Here is a 20,266-nt window from a genome sequence, read left to right on the forward strand (position 1 = left end):
AGGGTATATCTCCGATTTTATATCACGTAAAATACTTCGATTATCTCTCCGATTAAGCATTATTTGCGGAACACAGCATGTCAGATCCTAAGTTTGTCCACCTTCGAGTTCATAGTGACTTTTCTATGGTTGATGGCCTCTCCAAAGTGCCCCCATTGGTTAAGAAAGTGGCTGAAATGGGTATGCCCGCGGTAGCCCTTACCGATTTTACTAACCTGTGTGGATTGGTGAAGTTCTATGGAACGGCGCATGGATGTGGCGTTAAGCCGATCATTGGTGCTGACTTCGCGATGCAGTCGCCAGAGTTTGGTGATGAGTTAACCAAACTCACCGTACTGGCGGCAGACAATGTGGGTTATAAGAACCTGACTTTACTGATCTCTAAAGCCTACTTGCGTGGTCATATCCAGCATCAGCCAGTGATCGATAAAGAATGGTTAGCCGAGTTATCAGAAGGTTTAATCGTCCTATCTGGTGGAAAAAGCGGAGAGATTGGTAGAGCGTTACTTAAGGGGAACAATGGTACAGTTCAATCGTGTGTGGAGTTTTATCAAACACATTTCCCTGACCGATTCTATCTAGAGCTCACGCGGACAGGTCGTGCTGATGAAGAAAGCTACCTGCACTTCGCGCTTGAACTGGCGGAACAGACTGACTTGCCTGTTGTGGCAACTAACGACGTGGTCATTCTTGATGAGTCCTTTTTCGATGCGCATGAAATCCGCGTTGCGATTCACGACGGCTATACCTTAGAAGATCCTCGACGTCCAAAACTCTACAGCCCTCAGCAATATCTGCGCAGTGAAGAGGAAATGTGTGCACTGTTTGCCGACATTCCCGAAGCACTCGAAAACAGTGTTGAAATTGCTAAGCGTTGTAACGTGACTGTCCGTTTAGGCGAGTATTTCCTTCCAGCCTTCCCAACTGAAGGTATGGAGGAAACCGAGTTCTTGGTTAAGAAATCAGAAGAAGGCTTAGAAGATCGATTAGAGTTTCTATTCCCAGATGCAGAAGAGCGCGCTAAACGCCGCCCTGAATACGATGACCGTCTTAAGATCGAACTCGAAGTAATCAACAACATGGGATTCCCAGGTTACTTCCTGATCGTAATGGAGTTCATCCAGTGGTCTAAAGATAATGATATTCCGGTTGGTCCGGGCCGAGGTTCGGGTGCGGGTTCTTTGGTGGCCTACGCACTGAAAATCACAGACTTAGACCCTCTGGAATATGATCTGCTGTTCGAACGTTTCTTGAACCCAGAACGCGTTTCGATGCCCGATTTCGATGTCGACTTCTGTATGGATAAACGTGACCAAGTAATTGATCACGTGGCTGATATGTATGGTCGTGATGCGGTATCTCAGATCATCACATTCGGTACCATGGCCGCCAAAGCGGTAATTCGTGATGTGGGGCGTGTGCTTGGTCACCCGTTTGGTTTTGTCGACCGTATCTCGAAGCTGGTACCACCCGATCCAGGCATGACGCTTGAAAAAGCCTTCAAAGCCGAGCCGGCGCTACCGGAATTATACGAGGCAGATGAAGAAGTCAAAGAGCTGATCGATATGTGCCGCATCCTTGAAGGTTGTACACGTAACGCCGGTAAACACGCGGGTGGTGTGGTGATCTCGCCGACCACTATTACTGACTTCGCGCCAATTTACGCCGATGCTGAAGGTCACTTCCCAGTAACACAATTCGATAAGAATGACGTTGAAACCGCGGGCTTGGTTAAGTTTGACTTCTTGGGTTTGCGTACTTTAACCATTATCGATTGGGCGTTGGGGCTTATTAACCCGCGTTTAGAGCGTGAAGGGCTAGAGCCAGTTCGAATTGAATCAATCCCACTAGAGGATGAAGCGTCATTCCGATTGCTGCAAAACTCTGAAACAACAGCGGTATTCCAGCTTGAATCTCGCGGTATGAAAGAGCTGATCAAGCGTCTTCAGCCGGACTGTTTCGAAGATATCATCGCATTGGTGGCACTTTTCCGCCCTGGTCCACTACAGTCAGGCATGGTAGATAACTTTATCGACCGTAAACATGGCCGAGAAGCGGTATCGTACCCAGATGAAAAGTGGCAGCACGAATCACTAAAAGAGATCTTAGACCCTACCTACGGCATCATTCTGTATCAGGAACAGGTAATGCAGATCGCTCAGGTCTTATCCGGTTATACCTTAGGCGGAGCAGACATGCTGCGTCGTGCAATGGGTAAGAAAAAACCAGAAGAGATGGCCAAGCAGCGCGCTACCTTCGAAGAAGGGGCGGTGAAGAATGGTATCGACGGCGAACTGGCGATGAAGATCTTCGACCTGGTAGAAAAATTCGCAGGTTACGGCTTCAACAAATCTCACTCGGCAGCCTATGCACTGGTTTCTTACCAGACCCTTTGGCTTAAAACCCATTATCCGGCCGAGTTTATGGCAGCGGTAATGACGGCTGATATGGATAACACGGAGAAGGTTGTTGGCCTTGTCGATGAATGTATTCGTATGAAGCTTAAAGTGCTGCCGCCAGACATCAACTCAGGCTTATACCGATTCAATGTTGATGAAGATGGTGCAATTGTATACGGTATTGGAGCGATCAAAGGGGTAGGTGAAGGCCCGATCGAAGCCATCTTAGAAGCTCGCAATAAAGATGGACACTTTAAAGACCTGTTTGACTTCTGTGCGCGTATTGATCTTAAAAAGGTTAACAAACGCGTGATTGAAAAGCTGATTTATGCAGGGGCACTTGACCGTCTTGGGCCTCACCGAGCCGCAATGATGGCGTCATTGAATGATGCGGTGAAAGCAGCCAGCCAGCACCACCAAGCGGAAGCATTTGGCCAAAGTGACTTATTTGGTGTACTTACCGAAGCTCCGGAAGAAGTCGAAAATAAATACACCAAAGTCCCTGCCTGGCCGGAAAAAGTTTGGCTGGAAGGCGAGCGTTCCACTCTGGGCCTTTATTTGACCGGGCACCCAATTAATGCCTATTTAAAGGAACTGGGTAAGTACACCAGTTGTCGACTAAAAGACGCCACACCAACCAGACGTGACCAAAGTGTGACAGTAGCTGGTTTAGTGATTGCGTCCAGAGTCATGACCACCAAGCGCGGCACCCGAATCGGAATCATGACATTGGATGACCGAAGTGGTCGAATGGAAGTCATGTTGTTTTCAGATGCGCTGGATAAATACGCAGAACTTCTCGAAACAGACAGAATTTTGGTGGTTTCGGGACAGGTCAGCTTTGATGATTTCAATGGTGGTCTTAAAATGTCCGCGCGCGAGGTTATGGATCTCGGCACCGCACGCGAAAAGTATGCACGCGGATTATCTGTTTCGATTGATGAATCTCAAATCGACAGTCAGTTTTTTGAGCGCTTTAGTAAAATTCTAGAGCCTCATCGGGCAGGAACCGTTCCTGTCCATGTATATTACCAACGTAGCGATGCACGAGCGCGTTTAACGTTAGGTACTGAATGGCGAGTAACGCCAAGCGACACATTATTAGATGATTTAAAACAGCTACTTGGGAAAGGCCAGGTAGAACTCGAATTTAACTAAATTCGGTGACAGCACCGAATCAAAAAGGATCTATAGATGAGCCTGAACTTTTTAGAATTTGAAAAGCCTATCGCAGAACTAGAAGCTAAGATTGAAGCACTTCGTGATGTCTCTCGTCACGGTGGTGATTCTGGCGTAGATCTGGATAAAGAGATCGAACAGCTAGAGAAAAAGAGCTTAGAGCTTAAGAAAAAGACCTTTAGCGATCTTGGTGCTTGGGAAACAGCTCAGCTAGCTCGCCACCCACTACGTCCTTACACGCTGGATTATATCGAGCACGCTTTTACTGAGTTTGAAGAGCTAGCGGGTGACCGTGCTTATGCTGACGACAAAGCGATCGTTGGTGGTATGGCTCGTCTGAATGGTCGCCCAGTGATGATCATTGGTCATCAGAAAGGTCGAGAAACAAAAGAAAAAGTAAAACGTAACTTTGGTATGCCAAAACCGGAAGGTTACCGTAAAGCATTGCGCCTAATGGAAATGGCTGAGCGCTTTAACATGCCTATCATTACGTTCATCGATACCGCGGGTGCATACCCAGGTGTTGGTGCAGAAGAGCGCGGTCAGTCTGAAGCGATTGCGAAGAACTTAAAAGTGATGTCTGGCCTTAAAGTACCTGTGATTTGTAACGTTGTGGGTGAAGGTGGTTCTGGTGGTGCACTTGCTATCGGTGTGGGTGACTACGTAAACATGCTTCAGTACTCAACGTACTCTGTTATCTCACCAGAAGGTTGTGCCTCTATCCTATGGCGTGATTCAGACAAAGCGCCACAAGCTGCGGACGCGATGGGTCTAACTGCTCCTCGTTTGAAAGAGCTAGAGCTGATTGACCAAATCATCGAAGAACCTCTAGGCGGCGCACATCGCGATCCTGTTCAGATGGCAGCCAACATGAAAGAGACTCTTCTAAAACAGCTAGAAGAACTGGAACAGTTTGATAACGAAACGCTTCTAGAACGTCGTTACCAGCGTTTGATGAGCTACGGCTACTGCTGATCACCAGCGTAATTGATTTGAAAAGGCTGAACTTAGGTTCAGCCTTTTTGTTTTTGGGTATAGACTAAAGCCAACTATTTTTCCTTACATCATGTTATGAACTTATATCAGAACTTCTCGACCATCCTTGACCGACACTACGTACCAGGAACTCGTATTATATTGGCCTTCAGTGGTGGTGTAGATTCACGGGTCTTGCTGGATCTATTAGCTCGTTATAGTGAGGAAAACCCCATCGAGTGCAAAGCCGTATATGTTCACCATGGGTTGAGTGACAACGCAGATACCTGGCAACAACAATGCCAAGCGTGGGCTTTACAGGCGGGTATCGACTTTGTTGCGGAGCGCGTTCAAGTTGAGGCCAAAGGGAAAAGTCTTGAAGCGTGTGCACGTGAAGCCCGCTATAACGCTTTGGGGGGGCACCTTAATTCTGGGGATCTTTTGTTAACCGGACAGCACAGTGACGATCAAGTAGAAACCTTTTTGTTGGCGCTTAAGCGGGGAAGTGGCCCTAAAGGCTTGTCAGCAATGGCTGAGGCTATGGCATTTGGCAGCGCGACGATTGTGCGTCCTCTACTGACGGTGAGCCGCTCGCAGATAGAAGCCTACGCGCTCCAGCAGGGTTTACAGTGGGTAGAAGACGAAAGTAACCAAGACGTTCGTTTTGACCGCAACTTTATTCGTCACCAAATCTCTCCGCTACTTAATCAACGTTGGCCTCACTTTGCTCAGGCGGTCAATCGCAGCGCGCAATTGTGTGCCGAGCAAGAAATGTTGATCGAGGAGTTACTGCAAGAAAAATTGGAAAAAGCACTAACACTGGATGGCGGTTTGGATATCGATGTGCTGAGCGCTGTCAGTGAGTTGTCACGAGCAAGGCTAATTCGTATGTGGTTAACACAGCATAATATTCGTATGCCGAGTCGAGACCACCTTAGCAAAATTTGGGCAGAGGTTGCTCAGGCAAAGCAAGATGCCAACCCAGTATTAAACCTTGCCGGTACGCAGATACGCCGTTTTTCAAATAAGCTGTATGCCATTGCCGAGAGTGAAGACTTAAGTGGTTGGGAAAAAACACTTGAGGTCGATGAGAGCATTGAACTACCAGATAGTTTGGGCTGCTTGACCGTTCAGTCTTCAGAAAGTGGAAGCTTATCGCTGCAGGCGTTGGTGGAAGGGGAACTGAGAGTGACCTTTAATCCTGAAGGATTAAGTGCCCGCCCGACGGACAGAGTGCATAGCCGCAAGCTTAAAAAACTATTTCAAGAGTATGGTGTCCCTAGTTGGCAGCGCCGTCGCATGCCGATATTGATGTGTGGGGAGAAGGTTGTAGCCATCGCAGGTTTGTTTATTGATCATCAATTTACAGGCCAAGATTGTGAACTAATCTGGGACAAGTCATCCTAAGTTGTGTAAAAATCTCTCCCATAAAAAGCACATAATAACTAGGTCAATGGATCTACGACATAATAAGGAAGAGCAATGAAAAAACTCGCTATTGGAATGGTAATCGGTATGAGCCTTCTTGGCGGTCAGGCGATGGCTGCTGGTGACGTCGCTGCTGGTAAAGCAAAAGCAGCAGTGTGTGCGGCTTGTCATGGCGCTGATGGTATCGCAGTGATCCCAGGTTACCCAAACCTGAAAGGTCAGAACGAGCAGTACATTGTCTCGTCAATTAATGCATACAAAAACAAAGAGCGTAATGGCGGTTTGGCTGCTGTGATGCAAGCGCAAGCCGCTATGCTAAGTGATGCAGATATTGCTAACCTTGCCGCGTACTACTCAAGCCTTAAGTAAGCACTACTTAAAGTCAGTTTTAGCCTGAGCTTAAATCGCTCGGGCTTTTTATTGCTTAAATAACATGGGATAATGGCCGATATAGCCAAAGTTTAAGGGATGAACAATGAAAAAGATTGAAGCGATCATAAAGCCATTTAAGCTCGATGATGTTCGTGAGGCACTGGCAGAAGTAGGTATTACGGGTATGACAGTCTCTGAAGTGAAAGGCTTCGGTCGTCAAAAGGGCCATACCGAGTTGTACCGTGGTGCAGAGTATATGGTGGACTTTTTGCCTAAAGTGAAGCTAGAGATTGTGGTTACCGACGACGTGGCAGAACAGTGCGTTGACACCATTGTTGAAACCGCTCAAACAGGCAAAATCGGTGATGGTAAAATCTTCATCACGGATGTTGAGCGCGTAGTGCGTATTCGTACTGGTGAAGAAGACGAAGACGCGATTTAAGTCTCCTGATAAAAAGAGCCGCAAGGCTCTTTTTTTGCATTTTAGATCATGAATAAAAAGCATTTAATCCTCACAGTTATCACTCTTACTCTCTTAGCTGTCATCGGCTATCAAACTGTTTTTACTGTCCCCAAGCATGAGCAACTCTCTTCAATATCCGGTGATGGCGTTAAACTGTCGCTGAAGTGCTATAACAATACCCAAGCGAAAACTTTAGATAGAGAGCAGCGAATCAATGTTCTGGTTTGGAATATCTACAAACAAAACCGTGATAACTGGAAAAATGAGTTAGCCGAGCTCAGTCAAAGTGCTCAGTTAGTATTGCTGCAAGAAGCAAGCATGACACCAGACTTGCAGCAATGGATTGATCAGCAAGGCTGGTTTGGCAGCCAGGTCGACGCTTTTAAAGCGTTTGATGCGACGGCGGGGGTGTTGAATCTCTCGCAGGATACGCCAAACTTAGCTTGTGCCTATACGGAATTGGAGCCTTGGTTACGATTGCCTAAATCCGCGTTGTACGCGACCTACCCGTTGTCAGACGGTTCAGAGCTGGCTGTGGTAAATATCCATGCCGTTAATTTCACCTACGGTACAGAAGAGTATCATCGTCAATTGAGCACGCTGGTGGAAGAACTCCTCAGTCATGAAGGTCCCATTATTGTGGCAGGCGACTTTAACAGTTGGAGTGAGTCTCGACTGCAGGTTATGAAAAAGGCGCTGGACCGAGTCGGGCTGCTAGAAGCGGCTTACGACATAGACAACCGCACACAGTTTATTACCGGGTTACCACTAGACCACATTTTTTACCGTGGCTTAGAGCTGATAAAAGCAGAGGCACCCATCTCGAGTGCCTCTGATCACAATCCAATTTTAGTCAGCTTTAAATTAAAGCCGTAAGCTAAAAGATGACGATATATAACGCCCAAATGACATAGTAAACCAACCAAGGCAGAGCTGAGATCACCAAGGCTTGTCCTCGTTCAAACTCTGTCCAGGTTCCCACTGCCGCATAGCCTAAAACAATGTACCAAGGCAGCAATAACGGGAAAGAGCTGGCAAACTGGGACCACTCACTGGTCAGTGGCAACTTAAGTAAGCCATTTAAGCTGTTTAAATCGGCCGCGTAGACCATCACTTGCCCATGCTTTAACAGCACACTTACGTAGCTCGCAATGTCGCCGATGATGGCTGGGAAGGTGATGACAGCACTGGCTGCAAACCATCGCCAAAAACCGTGCTGATGTTGGCTCGGTTTTGTGGCTAAGTTGAACCAAAAAGCCAGCATTAGAATGGTCAGCGTTCTGTTTAAAATATCACTAATGATTTCTTTCGCCATTAGCGTATTTGCATCAAGCAGCTCCAATTGTTGAGGCGCGGTTGTAGCCAGCTGGGCAGACAACTCACTCTTCAACCACTCAAAGTTGACGATATCAAAGTAGGCGCCCCAAAACAGGAAAGGCGAGAGTATCAAAAAGATATAAGGCTGCCATCCCCACATGCCGCGTTGATATAGGGCGAGAAAGCATGAACTCGGAGAACGAAAAATATCGATCAGCATGATTAACGGGTTGCTAGACGGGGTCATACGCTCACCTTAGTCACGTCCACATACAGTTTGAGTTTTTGCCCTGGTTTTAGGTACTTAGACTTGTTCAAGTTATTCCATTTGACGACATCACGCGACTTCACTTTGAATTTATTGGCGATACCACTGATGGTGTCACCTGAGCGCACATTGTAGAAAACGGTGCGGATAATCGCGCCATCAGAACTGTTTTTCCAGATAACCAGCTTTTGGCCTTTACGCAGTGTATCGCGTGGGCCCATACCGTTCCATTTCGCCAACGATTGATGAGAGATCTTATTGGCTTTTGCAATACTCCAAAGGCTTTCACCCGAAGAAACGATATGCGTCAGTTTGTATTTTCCTCGGCTTCTGGATTGCGTTTTGGCCAGGCGGTTTGCTGCCGATAGCTCGTACGCTTTTTCATCTCTTGCCGATACAGGAATTAATAGGTATTGGCCTGCACGGATATTGTGGCCTTTCAGTCCATTCGCTCTTTGAATGACTTTAGTGGTGGTGTTGTTTCGTTTAGCTAACACGCTGAGTGAGTCGCCAGATTTCACTTTGTAACGAACCAGTTTTAAACCTTTACCGCGGTTTTTCTCCACCAGAGTACTAAACTGGCTAACAGTATGGCTTGGGAGCAGCAGTTGATGAGGGCCATTCGGGGCTGTTGACCATTGATTGTAAGCCGGATTCAGGCTTTGTAGCTCTTTGACAGAGATGCCAGCGTATTTCGCTGCAATGGCAAGGTCGAGTTGCTCTTTAGGGTCAACAACGCTCACTACTGGTTTGTTGGCGATGGCTGGTATCTCAATACCATATTTCTTCTGGTTGGCAATAATGTCTGCCAGCGCCAGTAGTTTTGGCACATAGCCACTGGTTTCTTTTGGAAGGTCTAAAGAGAAAAAATCAATCGGCTTACCCAGTTTTTTGTTTTTACGGATAGCTCGGGATACACGTCCACCACCGCTGTTATAAGCCGCGATAGCGTGGGTCCACTCTCCATCAAAACGTTTATTTAATCTGGTTAAGTAAGTGAGAGCCGCATCTGTTGCTCTGTAGACATCGCGACGACCGTCGTACCAGAAGTTTTGCTCTAAGCCGAACATTTTTCCTGTGGAAGGGATAAACTGCCATAAACCTGCGGCACTGCCGTGAGAGTAGGCAAATGCATCAAAGGAGCTTTCAACAACAGGCAGTAGCGCCAGTTCAAGTGGCAGGCCGCGTTGCTCAATCTGTTCGGTGATCAAGTAGAGAAACGGTTCAGCACGCTTAGAAACGGTTTTTAAATGATGAGGGTGCTTTAGATACCACTTTCTATAGTAATCGACGGACTTATGATCCGGTACTGGCATATCTAGTTGCATAGCGATACGCTGCCAGACATCTTCTTGAGACTGTGGTGTCTCAACGGGTGTCAGCTTCGCTTCAGGTAGCGGGGTTGGCTCAGTCTGTTTAGCCGTCGGTGGATTATTGGTTTCTGAAGAAGCGTTATCTTCAGAGTTGTTTGGCTGGGTTAGCTGACATCCGGCTAATAAAAGTGCTAATACCCAGCTGTACTTTACTCGCATTACACAGCCCTTTTTTTATGTGGCTGGTGATAATACTTGCCTGTCCGTCACAGTGACAAGCATCAAATCGTTAAAATTCGTTTTTCCACTCACGTAAAGCGGTAAAAATTGACAGTGGATCGGTTTTTTGAGTCCGGTTGGTGACTGATCGTATTACGCTTTTTTGATCGGTTCTTAGGAATGGGTTTATCCACTTTTCGCGACGAATGGTTGTTGGTAACGTTGGCATATTTTGCGCTCTGAGGCGATTAACGTCGTCTCTATATCGTTGCAGTTGCGTATTGTCAGGCTCGACGGCTAGCGCAAAAGCTACATTGCTTGCGGTATATTCATGCGCGCAATAAACCTCGGTTTCTTCGGGTAGCGCGGCCAGTTTGGTCAGTGATGTGTACATTTGCTCCATAGTGCCTTCAAACACACGCCCACATCCTGCTGAAAAAAGAACATCGCCGCAAAATAGCTTTCCATCGCCCACATAGCCAATATGGCCGTTGGTGTGCCCTTCTAACCCTAACACAAGGAAAATTTCGTCAAACAGCTCTATTTGATCGCCTGCTTCTACAGCATGAGTCAGCGTTGGTACAGGTTCATTCGCTGGGCCTACCACGTCAATATTGGGGTATTGTCTGACTAACTCGGGCACTCCACCGATATGATCGTTGTGGTGGTGGGTAATTAAGATCGCTTCTAAGCTTAGGTCATGCTGTTTTAGGTACTCAAGCACTGGCTTGGCGTCACCTGGGTCGACGACAGCACAACGCTGATCGCTATTTTGAATCAGCCAGATGTAATTATCATTAAACGCAGGTATGCTTTTGATATCTAACATGGTTATCTCTCCAGTTACCAGAGTGAAGCAGGTTATCTATGAAACCAGCACACAGCAATAAAAAGCTTGAATGGCCTCATTCATGGTCTCAGCTTAAAAACGGTCAATGGGTTCATGAATCAATTCAGACCCGCATCGACGAATGGTGCCCGAAACTTTTTGGCTACCATCTGCTTAAGCTCGGGGGACTTAGCTGCGAGTTAACCAGCTTTGCCTGTAATATTCAACATCAAGTCCACCTTGATATCCAGAACCCGTTGCATAATGTTATTGCGGATGGTTACAACTTACCCTTTCTAGAGAAAAGCTTTGACGCAGTTGTCATGGCGCATCAACTTGACTATAGCAATGATCCGCACCGGTTATTACGCGAAGTCGATCGAGTCATGATTGATGACGGTTATCTGATTGTTACGGGCTTTAATCCGATCAGTTTTACTGGGTTGGCGAGCTTAATGCCTTGGAGGAAACATTGCCTTCCTTGGAGTGGACGTATGTTTACACCTAACCGCATCACAGACTGGTTGAGTGTACTCAATTATCAGGTGGTAGAGTGTGACTGTTATGCGCTGTTTCCGATGCAAAAGTACCGCACCATGTGGACGTGGTTCGAAAACAGCTTAGGAGAGTGGGCGTCGCCGTTTGGCAGTTTGTACTTTGTGGTTGCAAGAAAGCGGACTTACCCGCTTAAACCGATAAAACCACATTGGCAGCTAAAACGAAAATTGACGCCGCTTGGCGTCAATTACAAAATTTCCAATCGCTAGCTTAATTAGGAATGTAGCCGGTATCTTCTTCTGTGGGGTTTTCCGCCGCCGTGCGAGCCAATTCGTCACACATTTCGTTTTCTCTGTGTCCGGCGTGACCTTTCACCCAATGCCATTCTACTTGGTGACGTTGAGTTTCTGTATCGAGCGCTTTCCATAAGTCGGCATTTTTAACTGGTTTTTTATCGGCGGTTTTCCAACCGCGTTTTTTCCAGTTATGGATCCATTGCGTAATGCCTTGACGGACGTATTGGCTGTCTGTGGTTAGGACCACCTTACAAGGCTCTTTGAGAGTTTGCAGCGCAACAATGGTTGCCAGCATTTCCATACGATTATTGGTGGTGAGGGTATAGCCTTTTGCCAGCGTTTTTTCGACATCTTTATAGCGAAGTACGACGCCATACCCACCTGGCCCTGGATTACCTAAACAAGAACCATCTGTGAAAATTTCCACCTGTTTCGTCATGATTTGATACTATTGGTTAAAGCATATAATTGGCATAGTCTGACACACATATTGTTATGAATACCAGCGACAATTCGAAATACAATCGCATCGTAGTACTCGATACCGAAACCACAGGTATGAACCGCGAAGGGGGGCCTCATTACCAAGGCCACCGGATCATTGAAATCGGCGCGGTAGAAATAATCAACCGCAAATTAACCGGGCGTCACTTCCACGTTTACATCAAACCCGACCGTGAAATTCAATCAGAAGCGGTAGAAGTTCACGGTATTACCGATGAGTTTTTGCTTGATAAGCCAGAGTATCAAGACGTTCACGCTGAATTTTTAGAGTTTATCAAAGGCGCTGAGCTGGTGGCTCACAACGCGCCCTTCGATACTGGCTTTATGGATCATGAATTCTCGATGCTTGATCCGTCTATTGGTAAAACGGATGACTATTGCAAGGTGACCGATACCCTTGCCATGGCGAAGAAAATCTTCCCGGGCAAGCGAAACAACCTTGACATATTGTGTGACCGTTACGGCATTGATAACTCGCACCGTACTCTTCACGGGGCATTGCTCGATGCGGAGATTTTGGCTGACGTCTATCTGTTAATGACGGGCGGGCAGACCTCGCTTCAGTTTAACGCAGGTAGTGGAGAGGGTGATGTGGGAGGCGCTTCAATAAAACGCGTTGCCGCTGATCGTAAAGCGCTAAAGGTTATCCGTGCTTCGGCCGATGAGTTAGATGCACATCAGAGCAGATTAGATATCGTCGAGAAAAGCGGAAGCTGCCTTTGGCGTCAGTAGGAGATAGGATGTTAAGGATTTGGTTTGTTATTTTCGGTCTATTATTGAGCGGTGTTGGTTTGGCTGCGCAAGAATCATCGATGTCTTTACTTGATAACCGTTTTCGAGTCGATCCTTCGATCCAGCAGATCACCTTCGTAGTCTATCGAGCAAAAGAATCTCAGCCGGTGGTGTTAGTCAGGCCGGATGGAAAAAAGTACTACGCATGGCGAAGCCCAGATAATGTTCGTTGGTACCAAGAGTCATCCATGGACATTATTTCGATAGACAACCCTATGCCGGGCCCGTGGCAGGCGGTGGGGCAGGTGACGCCAAAAAACAAGATTAAGCTGATCTCCCACTTAAAGCTCTCTTCTGATGTTTTACCTGCGCGTCTTTATCAAGGTGAGTCGATAAAGTATACGGCGAGACTAACATCAGATGACAAGCCACTCGTATTAAGAGACTTCCTTGACCGAGTGAAGCTCAATGTCACCTTTACTAAGTTCGTAGAGAATGAAGAGTCACTCGCGAAAGAAGCGAGACCGATCCCAATGGAAATTGGTGAGTTTGCGGACGATGGACAAGAGTTGGATGAAATCGCCGGGGACGGTGTCTTTACCGTGGCTTTGCCCATCACCAGTAACCCAGGCAAGTATCGTGTCCGTATTACCTCAGGCAATGGGATTTTTCTCCGAGCGCAAGAGCAAGAAGTGTTGGTTTACCCAACGCCAATGGAAACGACCTTCATTCAGTCTCGCGCCCAGTCTGAGCCGCATCGAGTTGTCGTGTCTGGTGAACAAGGCATGATTGCCCCAGGGTCTATCGCGGCTTATGTTGAGCACAAAGATCCGCAAGGACACGTCTTGAATGTGCAAGGCTCGGCTGAATCAGACAGTAACAAACTAGAGTTAACGATTCCTTACACTGAGCTACTCGGCAACTATTCGTGGAGTGGGGAAGTATTCGCGACGGAAATGGGTTCTGGTCGTCCTTTAACGTTCTCGATGGATGAGTATACCTACAGCGTTGTTCAGGAAGTGGATATTGCTGAAACAAGACGCTTGCAAGAGATCGAGCGCCTCAAGCAACAACAGCTGCTGGAGGAACAGCGTCTAATCGAGGTGCGCGAAGCACAGAAGACCAAAGGGATGATTATGATCGCTATTGGTAATGTGGTTGTGATTATTCTTGCTCTAGTCGTGTGGTTTATTATGGGCAAACTTAAAGCCCGTAAAAAAGCCCTGCCGGAAATGCAGCTAGACGTACCTAAGAAATAGATAATATTCGAGAGACAAAAAGGGCTGCGATTGCAGCCCTTGGTTTATTTAGAGGGTTACCCGTAGGGTATAATTGTTATGCCACTTCAACCATGGTTGGAGCTGAATGATTTCGCGGTTTGGCCGCAAGCTCTTCGGGGCTAAAGTCATCTACGTTGATCACATACAAACGATGTTCTTCCGCTTCTCTCAGTAGTTTCGCTTCATTGCTATCGATAATGCCGCGCTCTAAACCAAGCTCCGCTACTTTATCTAAGCCAGTGAACGGACGTCGCTCTCCTAGGGCTTTACAGACTTTGTTAAACAGAGGTTCCGCTTGCAAAATCACCTCTAACGCTTGCTCAATTCGGCCTGCTGGGTTGAACTGTGTCGCTGCCATGTATTGGTTGCGTCCAATACGAGAGCGTGTTTCTGATGGCGTTTGCAAGATACGCGCAACTTGGCTGTCGAGCTTATCACTTGGTGCTTTTCTTACACGACCAAACGGTAAGATAACCACACGTAGAGCTTTGCCTAACCACTTATTCGGGAAGTTAGCTAAGAACTCATCAATCGCCAATTCCGCTTGTTTCAAACTGTCTTGCAGCCCCCAGTGAACCAGAGGAAGGTCTTCGGCGTTGCGACCGTCACTGTCAAAACGTTTCAGAGTGGCGGAACTTAAATACAACTGGCTTAGGATATCCCCTAAACGTGCAGACAAACGCTCTTTACGTTTAAGAGAGCCACCCAGTACCGCCATTGATATATCGGCTAAGAAAGCAATGTTAGCGCTGTAGCGGTTAAGTTGCTGATAATAACGTGCTGTAGAATCTTGCACGGGGGCGGGAGAGAAGCGCCCATCGGTTAAGCCTAACCAGAAACTGCGCACTAAGTTACTCAGCGTAAAGCTCACGTGCCCAGCCAATGCACTATCAAATTTATTCAATGCATCAGAAGAACCTGAATAAGCGGCATTCATTTCTTCCAACACATAGGGATGGCATCGAATTGCCCCTTGACCAAAGATGATCATAGAGCGAGTAAGGATATTGGCGCCTTCAACGGTAACCGCAATCGGTGCTCCTTGATAACCACGCGCCAAAAAGTTAGAAGGCCCCATGCAGATCCCTTTACCACCGACGATATCCATGGCATCGATGATGCTTTGCTGACCACGATGGGTACAGTGGTACTTCACAATCGCTGAGATCACCGATGGCTTTTCACCAAGGTCGATACCCGCAACGGTAAGGTTGCTGGCGGCATCCATCACGTAAGCATTACCACCAAGGCGTGCCAACGGCTCTTCAACACCTTCCATGTGGCCAATTGGCTGTTTAAACTGACGGCGAATACGTGCGTAGGCACCGGTTGCCAGAGCCGCACTTTTAATACCGCCAGTCGAGTTAGAAGGCAGTGTAATGCCACGACCGACCGACAAACATTCGACTAACATTCTCCAGCCTTGGCCAGCCATTTTCGGACCACCGATAATGAAGTCTAACGGCACGAACAGATCATTTGCGCGGGTTGGGCCATTTTGGAATGGGACATTAAGCGGGAAGTGGCGGTTGCCGATTTCGACGCCTTCAAGATCTGTTGGGATCAGTGCGCACGTAATACCAATATCTTCTTTGTCGCCCAGTAAACCTTCTGGGTCACGCAGCTTAAATGCTAAGCCCAGTACAGTCGCCACTGGTGCTAGGGTAATGTAGCGCTTATTCCATGTTAGGCGCATCCCCAACACTTGTTTACCTTGCCATTCGCCTTGGCAAACCACGCCATAATCAGGAATCGATCCAGCATCGGAGCCGGCTTCTGGGCTGGTTAAAGCGAAACAAGGAATTTCTTTACCTTCGGCAAGGCGGGGCAGGTAATGATCTTGTTGCTCTTTAGTACCGTAGTGCTGAAGAAGCTCGCCAGGGCCAAGTGAATTTGGCACGCCTACGGTAGAAGACAATACGCCAGAGACCCCGGTGAGTTTCTGTAACACTAGTGATTGTGCGTATGCGGAAAACTCAAGACCACCATATTTTTTCTTGATGATCATCGCAAAGAACTTATGTTCTTTTAGGAATTGCCAGACCTCAGGTGGCAGATCGGCCAACTCATGTGTGACTTGGTAATCACTCACCATGGCGCAAACTTCATTGACTGGGCCGTTTAGAAACGCCTGCTCTTCTGCACTGAGTGTTGGTGCTTTGATATCGTGCAGTTTGTCCCAATCGGGCTTGCCTTTAAATAGCTCTGCTTCCCACCAAACCGTGCCTGCATCAAGCGCTTCTTTTTCTGTCTGCGACATAGCAGGCAGCACTTTTTTAAACATTGCCAGTGCTTTTTTACTGAGCATCGCTTGTCGGATTGGGGCAACACCCAAGACAAGAACAGCGGTGATATACAGCACCCAGCCGACGGTTCCAGCGGTTCCAATCATTGACAGCAGCAGCATGGTGACGGTCAAAGCACCAATGGCGGTAATGAGTGAGGTTCTGTGGTACAGACATAGTGCCAGTACCGCAGCAAAACCCAGTATAGAGAGCGAGATATCCATATTTGTTTTCCTTATTGCGGCGGTTTGTTTTAACGCGCCGTTATTTTAGTAAGAGGTCTTACCAGTCAAGTGTAATCAAAATATTAAATAAATGTAAAACCCATTACTGTTCAAAAAGTGATCTGAGTAGAGTGAAAGTTCTAAAAGTGGCGAGTCGTGCCGATTTTGTGAGCGTTGAAAGTCAATAAAGCGGTAAATGTTAGTGGTGAGCTATCGACAGTGAGAATTGTTTGAGTAAACTCATCAAATAAGGTTGGGAACGCGTTTGCGGCCCTATTTAATACACAATAACTTGAGATAGCCTATGTACCAGGATCTGATTAAAAGCGAGTTACTTGAAGCTGCTGATGTTCTTAACAAGTTTTTGAGTGATGAGAACAACATCGCGCAAATTGAAGCTGCCGCGAAAATGCTTGCAGACTCATTCAAACAGGGCGGTAAAGTTCTGTCTTGTGGTAATGGTGGCTCACATTGTGACTCAATGCACTTTGCTGAAGAGCTTACAGGTCGCTACCGTGAAAACCGTCCGGGTCTTCCAGGTATTGCCATCTCTGACCCAAGTCATCTGTCTTGTGTAAGTAACGACTTTGGCTATGACCATGTCTTTTCGCGTTACGTAGAAGCCGTTGGCTCTGAAGGGGACGTACTGTTTGGTCTATCGACGTCTGGTAACTCTGGCAACATCTTAAAAGCGATTGATGCAGCAAAAGCAAAAGGAATGAAGACCATTGCTTTAACGGGTAAAGATGGCGGCAAGATGGCGGGATTAGCGGATATTGAGATTCGTGTTCCTCATTTTGGTTACGCTGATCGCATTCAAGAAATTCACATCAAAATCATCCATATCATCATTCAGTTGATCGAAAAAGAAATGGAAAAATAAGACTGTCAGTGTAGTCACTCGGTAAGCATCTATAGTTCAGGTGCTTACCACTATGATCCACTGTTCAATTGGTTGATGGCATTTATTAGGGAGTTTGTTAAGCCATGTGTGAACTGCTCGGAATGAGCGCGAATGTGCCGACAGATATCTGTTTTAGTTTTACAGGTTTGATGCAACGTGGTGGTAAAACAGGTCCTCATCGTGATGGTTGGGGCATTACGTTTTATGAAGGGAAAGGCTTTAGAACGTTCAAAGATCCGACCCCAAGCTGCCACTCAAAAATTGCTGAGCTAGTTCAAAACTACCCGATTAAAAGCTGTGCTGTGGTTAGCCATATCCGACAAGCAAACCGAGGCGGTGTGAACTTAGAGAATACGCACCCCTTTACTCGTGAGCTTTGGGGACGCTATTGGACCTTTGCACATAACGGACAACTGACTGATTACCAAAGCTTTAATACAGGCAGGCACAGACCGGTTGGGCAAACCGACAGCGAGCTTGCCTTTTGCTGGTTACTTAAGCAGATGGAAGACCGATATCCTGAGCCGCCTCAAGATATGGTCGGTGTATTCCGGTTTGTGGCGAAGTGCTGTGAAAAGCTGAAAGAGAAAGGTGTGTTTAACATGCTACTTTCTGATGGCGAGTATGTGATCACCTTCTGCACCAACCACCTGTATTGGATAACGCGTCGTGCCCCCTTTGGCAAAGCGACATTGATCGATGAAGATGTGACGATTAACTTCCAGGAAGAAACCACACCCAATGATATTGTTTCTGTGATTGCGACACAGCCATTGACGGATAATGAGGATTGGCATCGCATGAAGCCTGGTGAGTTTGGTATTTTCCATCTGGGGGAGTTGATAGATGGTAATGCAAACGCGCTAAAAGATGTGGCTTTTGCACCGAAGAAGGTGGCCAGTCAGGCTCCGACAGAACCGTTGGAATAAATATTATTGCGCGGTAATTTGTCCATTGATGAGTGAGCAATGCATAGATACAAAAAAGGTTGATGTTTTCACATCAACCTTTTTATTTGCTTGTTCGTCAGTGATTAAGCCAGTTGTGCTTTCACGTGTTCAACAATGTCTGTCATTGGTACGGCAGTTTTATCGCCAGTACGACGGTTCTTGTATTCGAAGTTACCTTCTTTCATTGAACGGTCGCCGATGATGATGGTGTGCGGTACACCAAGCAGTTCCATATCAGAGAACATTACACCTGGGCGCTCTTTACGATCATCAAACAGTACTTCGATACCCATAGCGGTCAGTTCAGCGTACAGCTTCTCAGCCGCTTCCTTCACTTCTTCTGACTTATGCATGTTCATTGGAACGATAGCAACTTGGAACGGCGCTAATGCGTCTGGCCAGATAATGCCGTACTTGTCGTGGTTCTGTTCGATAGCAGCAGCCACAACACGCGTGATACCAATACCGTAACAGCCCATCTCAAGGATAACGTTCTTACCATCAGGGCCAAGCACGCCACAGTTCATTGCTGCTGAATACGCGTTGCCTAGCTGGAAGATATGACCAACTTCGATGCCGCGTTTCAGTTGGATAGTGCCTTTACCACATGGGCTTGGATCACCTTCAACTACGTTACGTAGGTCTTCTACTTGGCCAAGTTCAACGTCACGACCCCAGTTGATACCGAAGTAGTGCTTGTCGTCTACGTTTGCGCCTGCGCCAAAGTCGCTCATTACTGCGACACTGCGGTCAACGATGAACGGTAGCTTAAGGCCAACCGGACCTAATGAGCCAGGGCCAGCGCCGATAAGTTCACGAATCTCTTCTTCTGATGCCATCTCTAGTGGAGCGGCAACTTGTGGAAGGTTTTCCGCTTTCACTTCGTTAAGCTCGTGATCGCCACGAACGATCAGCGCGATGATTGGTGCGTCTACTTCGTCAGAGGCTTTAACAAACAGCGTCTTCACTGTTTTCTCGATAGGTAGACCGTGTTGCTCAACCAATTCCGCGATGGTTTTCGCGTTTGGTGTGTCTACTAGCGTCATCTCTTGAGTTGGCGCTGGAGCTGCGTCTGCTGGTGCTAGAGCTTCTGCTTTTTCAAGGTTTGCTGCGTAGTCAGACTCAGTCGAGAATGCGATGAGGTCTTCGCCACTTTCAGCCAATACGTGGAACTCTTGTGAGCCACTACCACCGATTGCGCCGCTATCTGCCAGTACTGGGCGGTAATCCAGACCCATGCGGTCAAACGCTTTACAGTAAGCATCGTGCATCGCGTCGTACGATTTTTGTAGGCCTTCTTTGTCGATGTCGAAGCTGTATGCATCCATCATCGAGAACTCACGTGAACGCATCACACCAAAACGAGGGCGACGCTCATCTCGGAATTTAGTTTGGATCTGGTACAGATTCAGCGGAAGTTGTTTGTAAGAACTCACCTCGTTACGCACAAGGCTAGTGATAACTTCTTCTGCTGTTGGGCTAAGTACAAACGGACGAACATGGCGGTCAGTAAAGCGAAGTAGTTCAGGGCCCATTTTTTCGCTGCGGCCTGTCTCTTCCCAAAGTTCAAACGGCTGAACAACGGGCATCAAAGTTTCGATTGCACCTGCATTATCGATTTCTTGACGAACGATGTTTTCGACTTTACGCAATACACGTAGACCAGTAGGCAGCCAGGTGTATAGACCTGAAGCCAGCTTACGGATCATACCTGCACGTAGCATGAGCTGGTGGCTCACTACTTCTGCGTCGTTTGGAGTCTCCTTCAGAGTAGAAAGAAGATAGTTACTGGTACGCATTAAATTTATCCGTTTATCAGAGTTAAGGACTT

At 47.1% G+C, this 20,266-nt stretch carries 17 protein-coding genes; 11 read left to right on the top strand and 6 right to left on the bottom strand.

From position 1 onward, the window contains the following. The first annotated feature begins 77 nt into the window (after nucleotides 1-77). The 6 genes from dnaE to VNE01S_RS05420 all read left to right on the top strand — a co-directional run bounded on the left by dnaE (nucleotide 78) and on the right by VNE01S_RS05420 (nucleotide 7,692). A complete protein-coding gene (gene dnaE / locus VNE01S_RS05395) occupies nucleotides 78-3,557 on the top strand; it encodes a DNA polymerase III subunit alpha (RefSeq protein WP_053396777.1) in 3,480 nt (1,159 codons plus the stop codon). Nucleotides 3,558-3,593: 36 nt separating this feature from the next. Beyond that, complete coding sequence (gene accA / locus VNE01S_RS05400; RefSeq protein ID WP_053396778.1) at nucleotides 3,594-4,553, top strand: acetyl-CoA carboxylase carboxyl transferase subunit alpha; 960 nt, start codon at nucleotides 3,594-3,596, stop codon at nucleotides 4,551-4,553. A gap of 96 nt (nucleotides 4,554-4,649) precedes the next feature. Continuing rightward, on the top strand, nucleotides 4,650-5,960 hold the full coding sequence (gene tilS / locus VNE01S_RS05405) for a tRNA lysidine(34) synthetase TilS (RefSeq protein ID WP_053396779.1): 1,311 nt from the start codon (nucleotides 4,650-4,652) through the stop codon (nucleotides 5,958-5,960). Between the two features lie 75 nt (nucleotides 5,961-6,035). Next, entirely contained in the window at nucleotides 6,036-6,350 is a 315-nt protein-coding gene (locus VNE01S_RS05410; RefSeq protein ID WP_053396780.1) for a c-type cytochrome, read from the top strand. A gap of 106 nt (nucleotides 6,351-6,456) precedes the next feature. Further along, nucleotides 6,457-6,795, top strand: a complete 339-nt coding sequence (gene glnB, locus VNE01S_RS05415; RefSeq protein WP_053396781.1) for a nitrogen regulatory protein P-II — start codon at nucleotides 6,457-6,459, stop codon at nucleotides 6,793-6,795. 48 nt (nucleotides 6,796-6,843) lie between these two features. Further along, a complete protein-coding gene (locus VNE01S_RS05420) occupies nucleotides 6,844-7,692 on the top strand; it encodes an endonuclease/exonuclease/phosphatase family protein (protein WP_053396782.1) in 849 nt (282 codons plus the stop codon). 1 nt (nucleotide 7,693) lies between these two features. On the opposite strand, the gene VNE01S_RS05425 is transcribed toward VNE01S_RS05420, so the two are convergent. From VNE01S_RS05425 to gloB, 3 genes are all read right to left on the bottom strand, one after another. Next, the gene (locus VNE01S_RS05425; protein ID WP_053396783.1) at nucleotides 7,694-8,380 is read right to left on the bottom strand and encodes a YIP1 family protein; all 687 of its coding nucleotides are present in this window, start codon (nucleotides 8,378-8,380) and stop codon (nucleotides 7,694-7,696) included. Beyond that, a complete protein-coding gene (locus VNE01S_RS05430; RefSeq protein ID WP_053396784.1) occupies nucleotides 8,377-9,933 on the bottom strand; it encodes a lytic transglycosylase in 1,557 nt (518 codons plus the stop codon). Before VNE01S_RS05430 ends, VNE01S_RS05425 begins: the two co-directional genes overlap by 4 nt. A gap of 70 nt (nucleotides 9,934-10,003) precedes the next feature. Then, the gene (gloB, locus tag VNE01S_RS05435) at nucleotides 10,004-10,762 is read right to left on the bottom strand and encodes a hydroxyacylglutathione hydrolase (protein WP_053396785.1); all 759 of its coding nucleotides are present in this window, start codon (nucleotides 10,760-10,762) and stop codon (nucleotides 10,004-10,006) included. Between the two features lie 38 nt (nucleotides 10,763-10,800). Here gloB and VNE01S_RS05440 point away from each other — a divergent pair, with 38 nt between their 5' ends. Continuing rightward, nucleotides 10,801-11,529, top strand: a complete 729-nt coding sequence (locus VNE01S_RS05440; RefSeq protein WP_053396786.1) for a class I SAM-dependent methyltransferase — start codon at nucleotides 10,801-10,803, stop codon at nucleotides 11,527-11,529. A gap of 1 nt (nucleotide 11,530) precedes the next feature. Here VNE01S_RS05440 and rnhA read toward each other — a convergent pair whose 3' ends face one another. Then, complete coding sequence (gene rnhA, locus VNE01S_RS05445; RefSeq protein WP_053396787.1) at nucleotides 11,531-11,995, bottom strand: ribonuclease HI; 465 nt, start codon at nucleotides 11,993-11,995, stop codon at nucleotides 11,531-11,533. Between the two features lie 56 nt (nucleotides 11,996-12,051). On the opposite strand from rnhA, the gene dnaQ reads away from it, so the two are divergent. Beyond that, on the top strand, nucleotides 12,052-12,792 hold the full coding sequence (gene dnaQ / locus VNE01S_RS05450; RefSeq protein ID WP_053396788.1) for a DNA polymerase III subunit epsilon: 741 nt from the start codon (nucleotides 12,052-12,054) through the stop codon (nucleotides 12,790-12,792). 8 nt (nucleotides 12,793-12,800) lie between these two features. Then, nucleotides 12,801-14,051, top strand: coding sequence for a TIGR03503 family protein (locus VNE01S_RS05455; protein ID WP_053396789.1), 1,251 nt, complete (start codon nucleotides 12,801-12,803; stop codon nucleotides 14,049-14,051). A gap of 76 nt (nucleotides 14,052-14,127) precedes the next feature. Here the strand turns inward: VNE01S_RS05455 and fadE are convergent, their stop codons facing one another. Then, nucleotides 14,128-16,581 carry an acyl-CoA dehydrogenase FadE gene (fadE, locus tag VNE01S_RS05460; protein WP_053396790.1) on the bottom strand — a complete coding sequence of 818 codons (2,454 nt, stop codon included), beginning with the start codon at nucleotides 16,579-16,581 and terminating at the stop codon, nucleotides 14,128-14,130. 304 nt (nucleotides 16,582-16,885) lie between these two features. On the opposite strand from fadE, the gene lpcA reads away from it, so the two are divergent. Together lpcA and VNE01S_RS05470 are read left to right on the top strand one after the other, a co-directional pair. Then, nucleotides 16,886-17,464: a D-sedoheptulose 7-phosphate isomerase gene (gene lpcA / locus VNE01S_RS05465; protein ID WP_053396791.1), complete on the top strand. Its 579-nt coding sequence runs from the start codon at nucleotides 16,886-16,888 to the stop codon at nucleotides 17,462-17,464. Nucleotides 17,465-17,568: 104 nt separating this feature from the next. Next, nucleotides 17,569-18,414, top strand: a complete 846-nt coding sequence (locus VNE01S_RS05470; RefSeq protein ID WP_053396792.1) for a class II glutamine amidotransferase — start codon at nucleotides 17,569-17,571, stop codon at nucleotides 18,412-18,414. 104 nt (nucleotides 18,415-18,518) lie between these two features. Here VNE01S_RS05470 and VNE01S_RS05475 read toward each other — a convergent pair whose 3' ends face one another. Next, nucleotides 18,519-20,234, bottom strand: a complete 1,716-nt coding sequence (locus VNE01S_RS05475) for a proline--tRNA ligase (protein WP_053396793.1) — start codon at nucleotides 20,232-20,234, stop codon at nucleotides 18,519-18,521. Nucleotides 20,235-20,266: the final 32 nt, after the last annotated feature.

The organism is Vibrio nereis NBRC 15637 (genome assembly GCF_001591105.1).
GTDB lineage: Bacteria > Pseudomonadota > Gammaproteobacteria > Enterobacterales > Vibrionaceae > Vibrio > Vibrio nereis.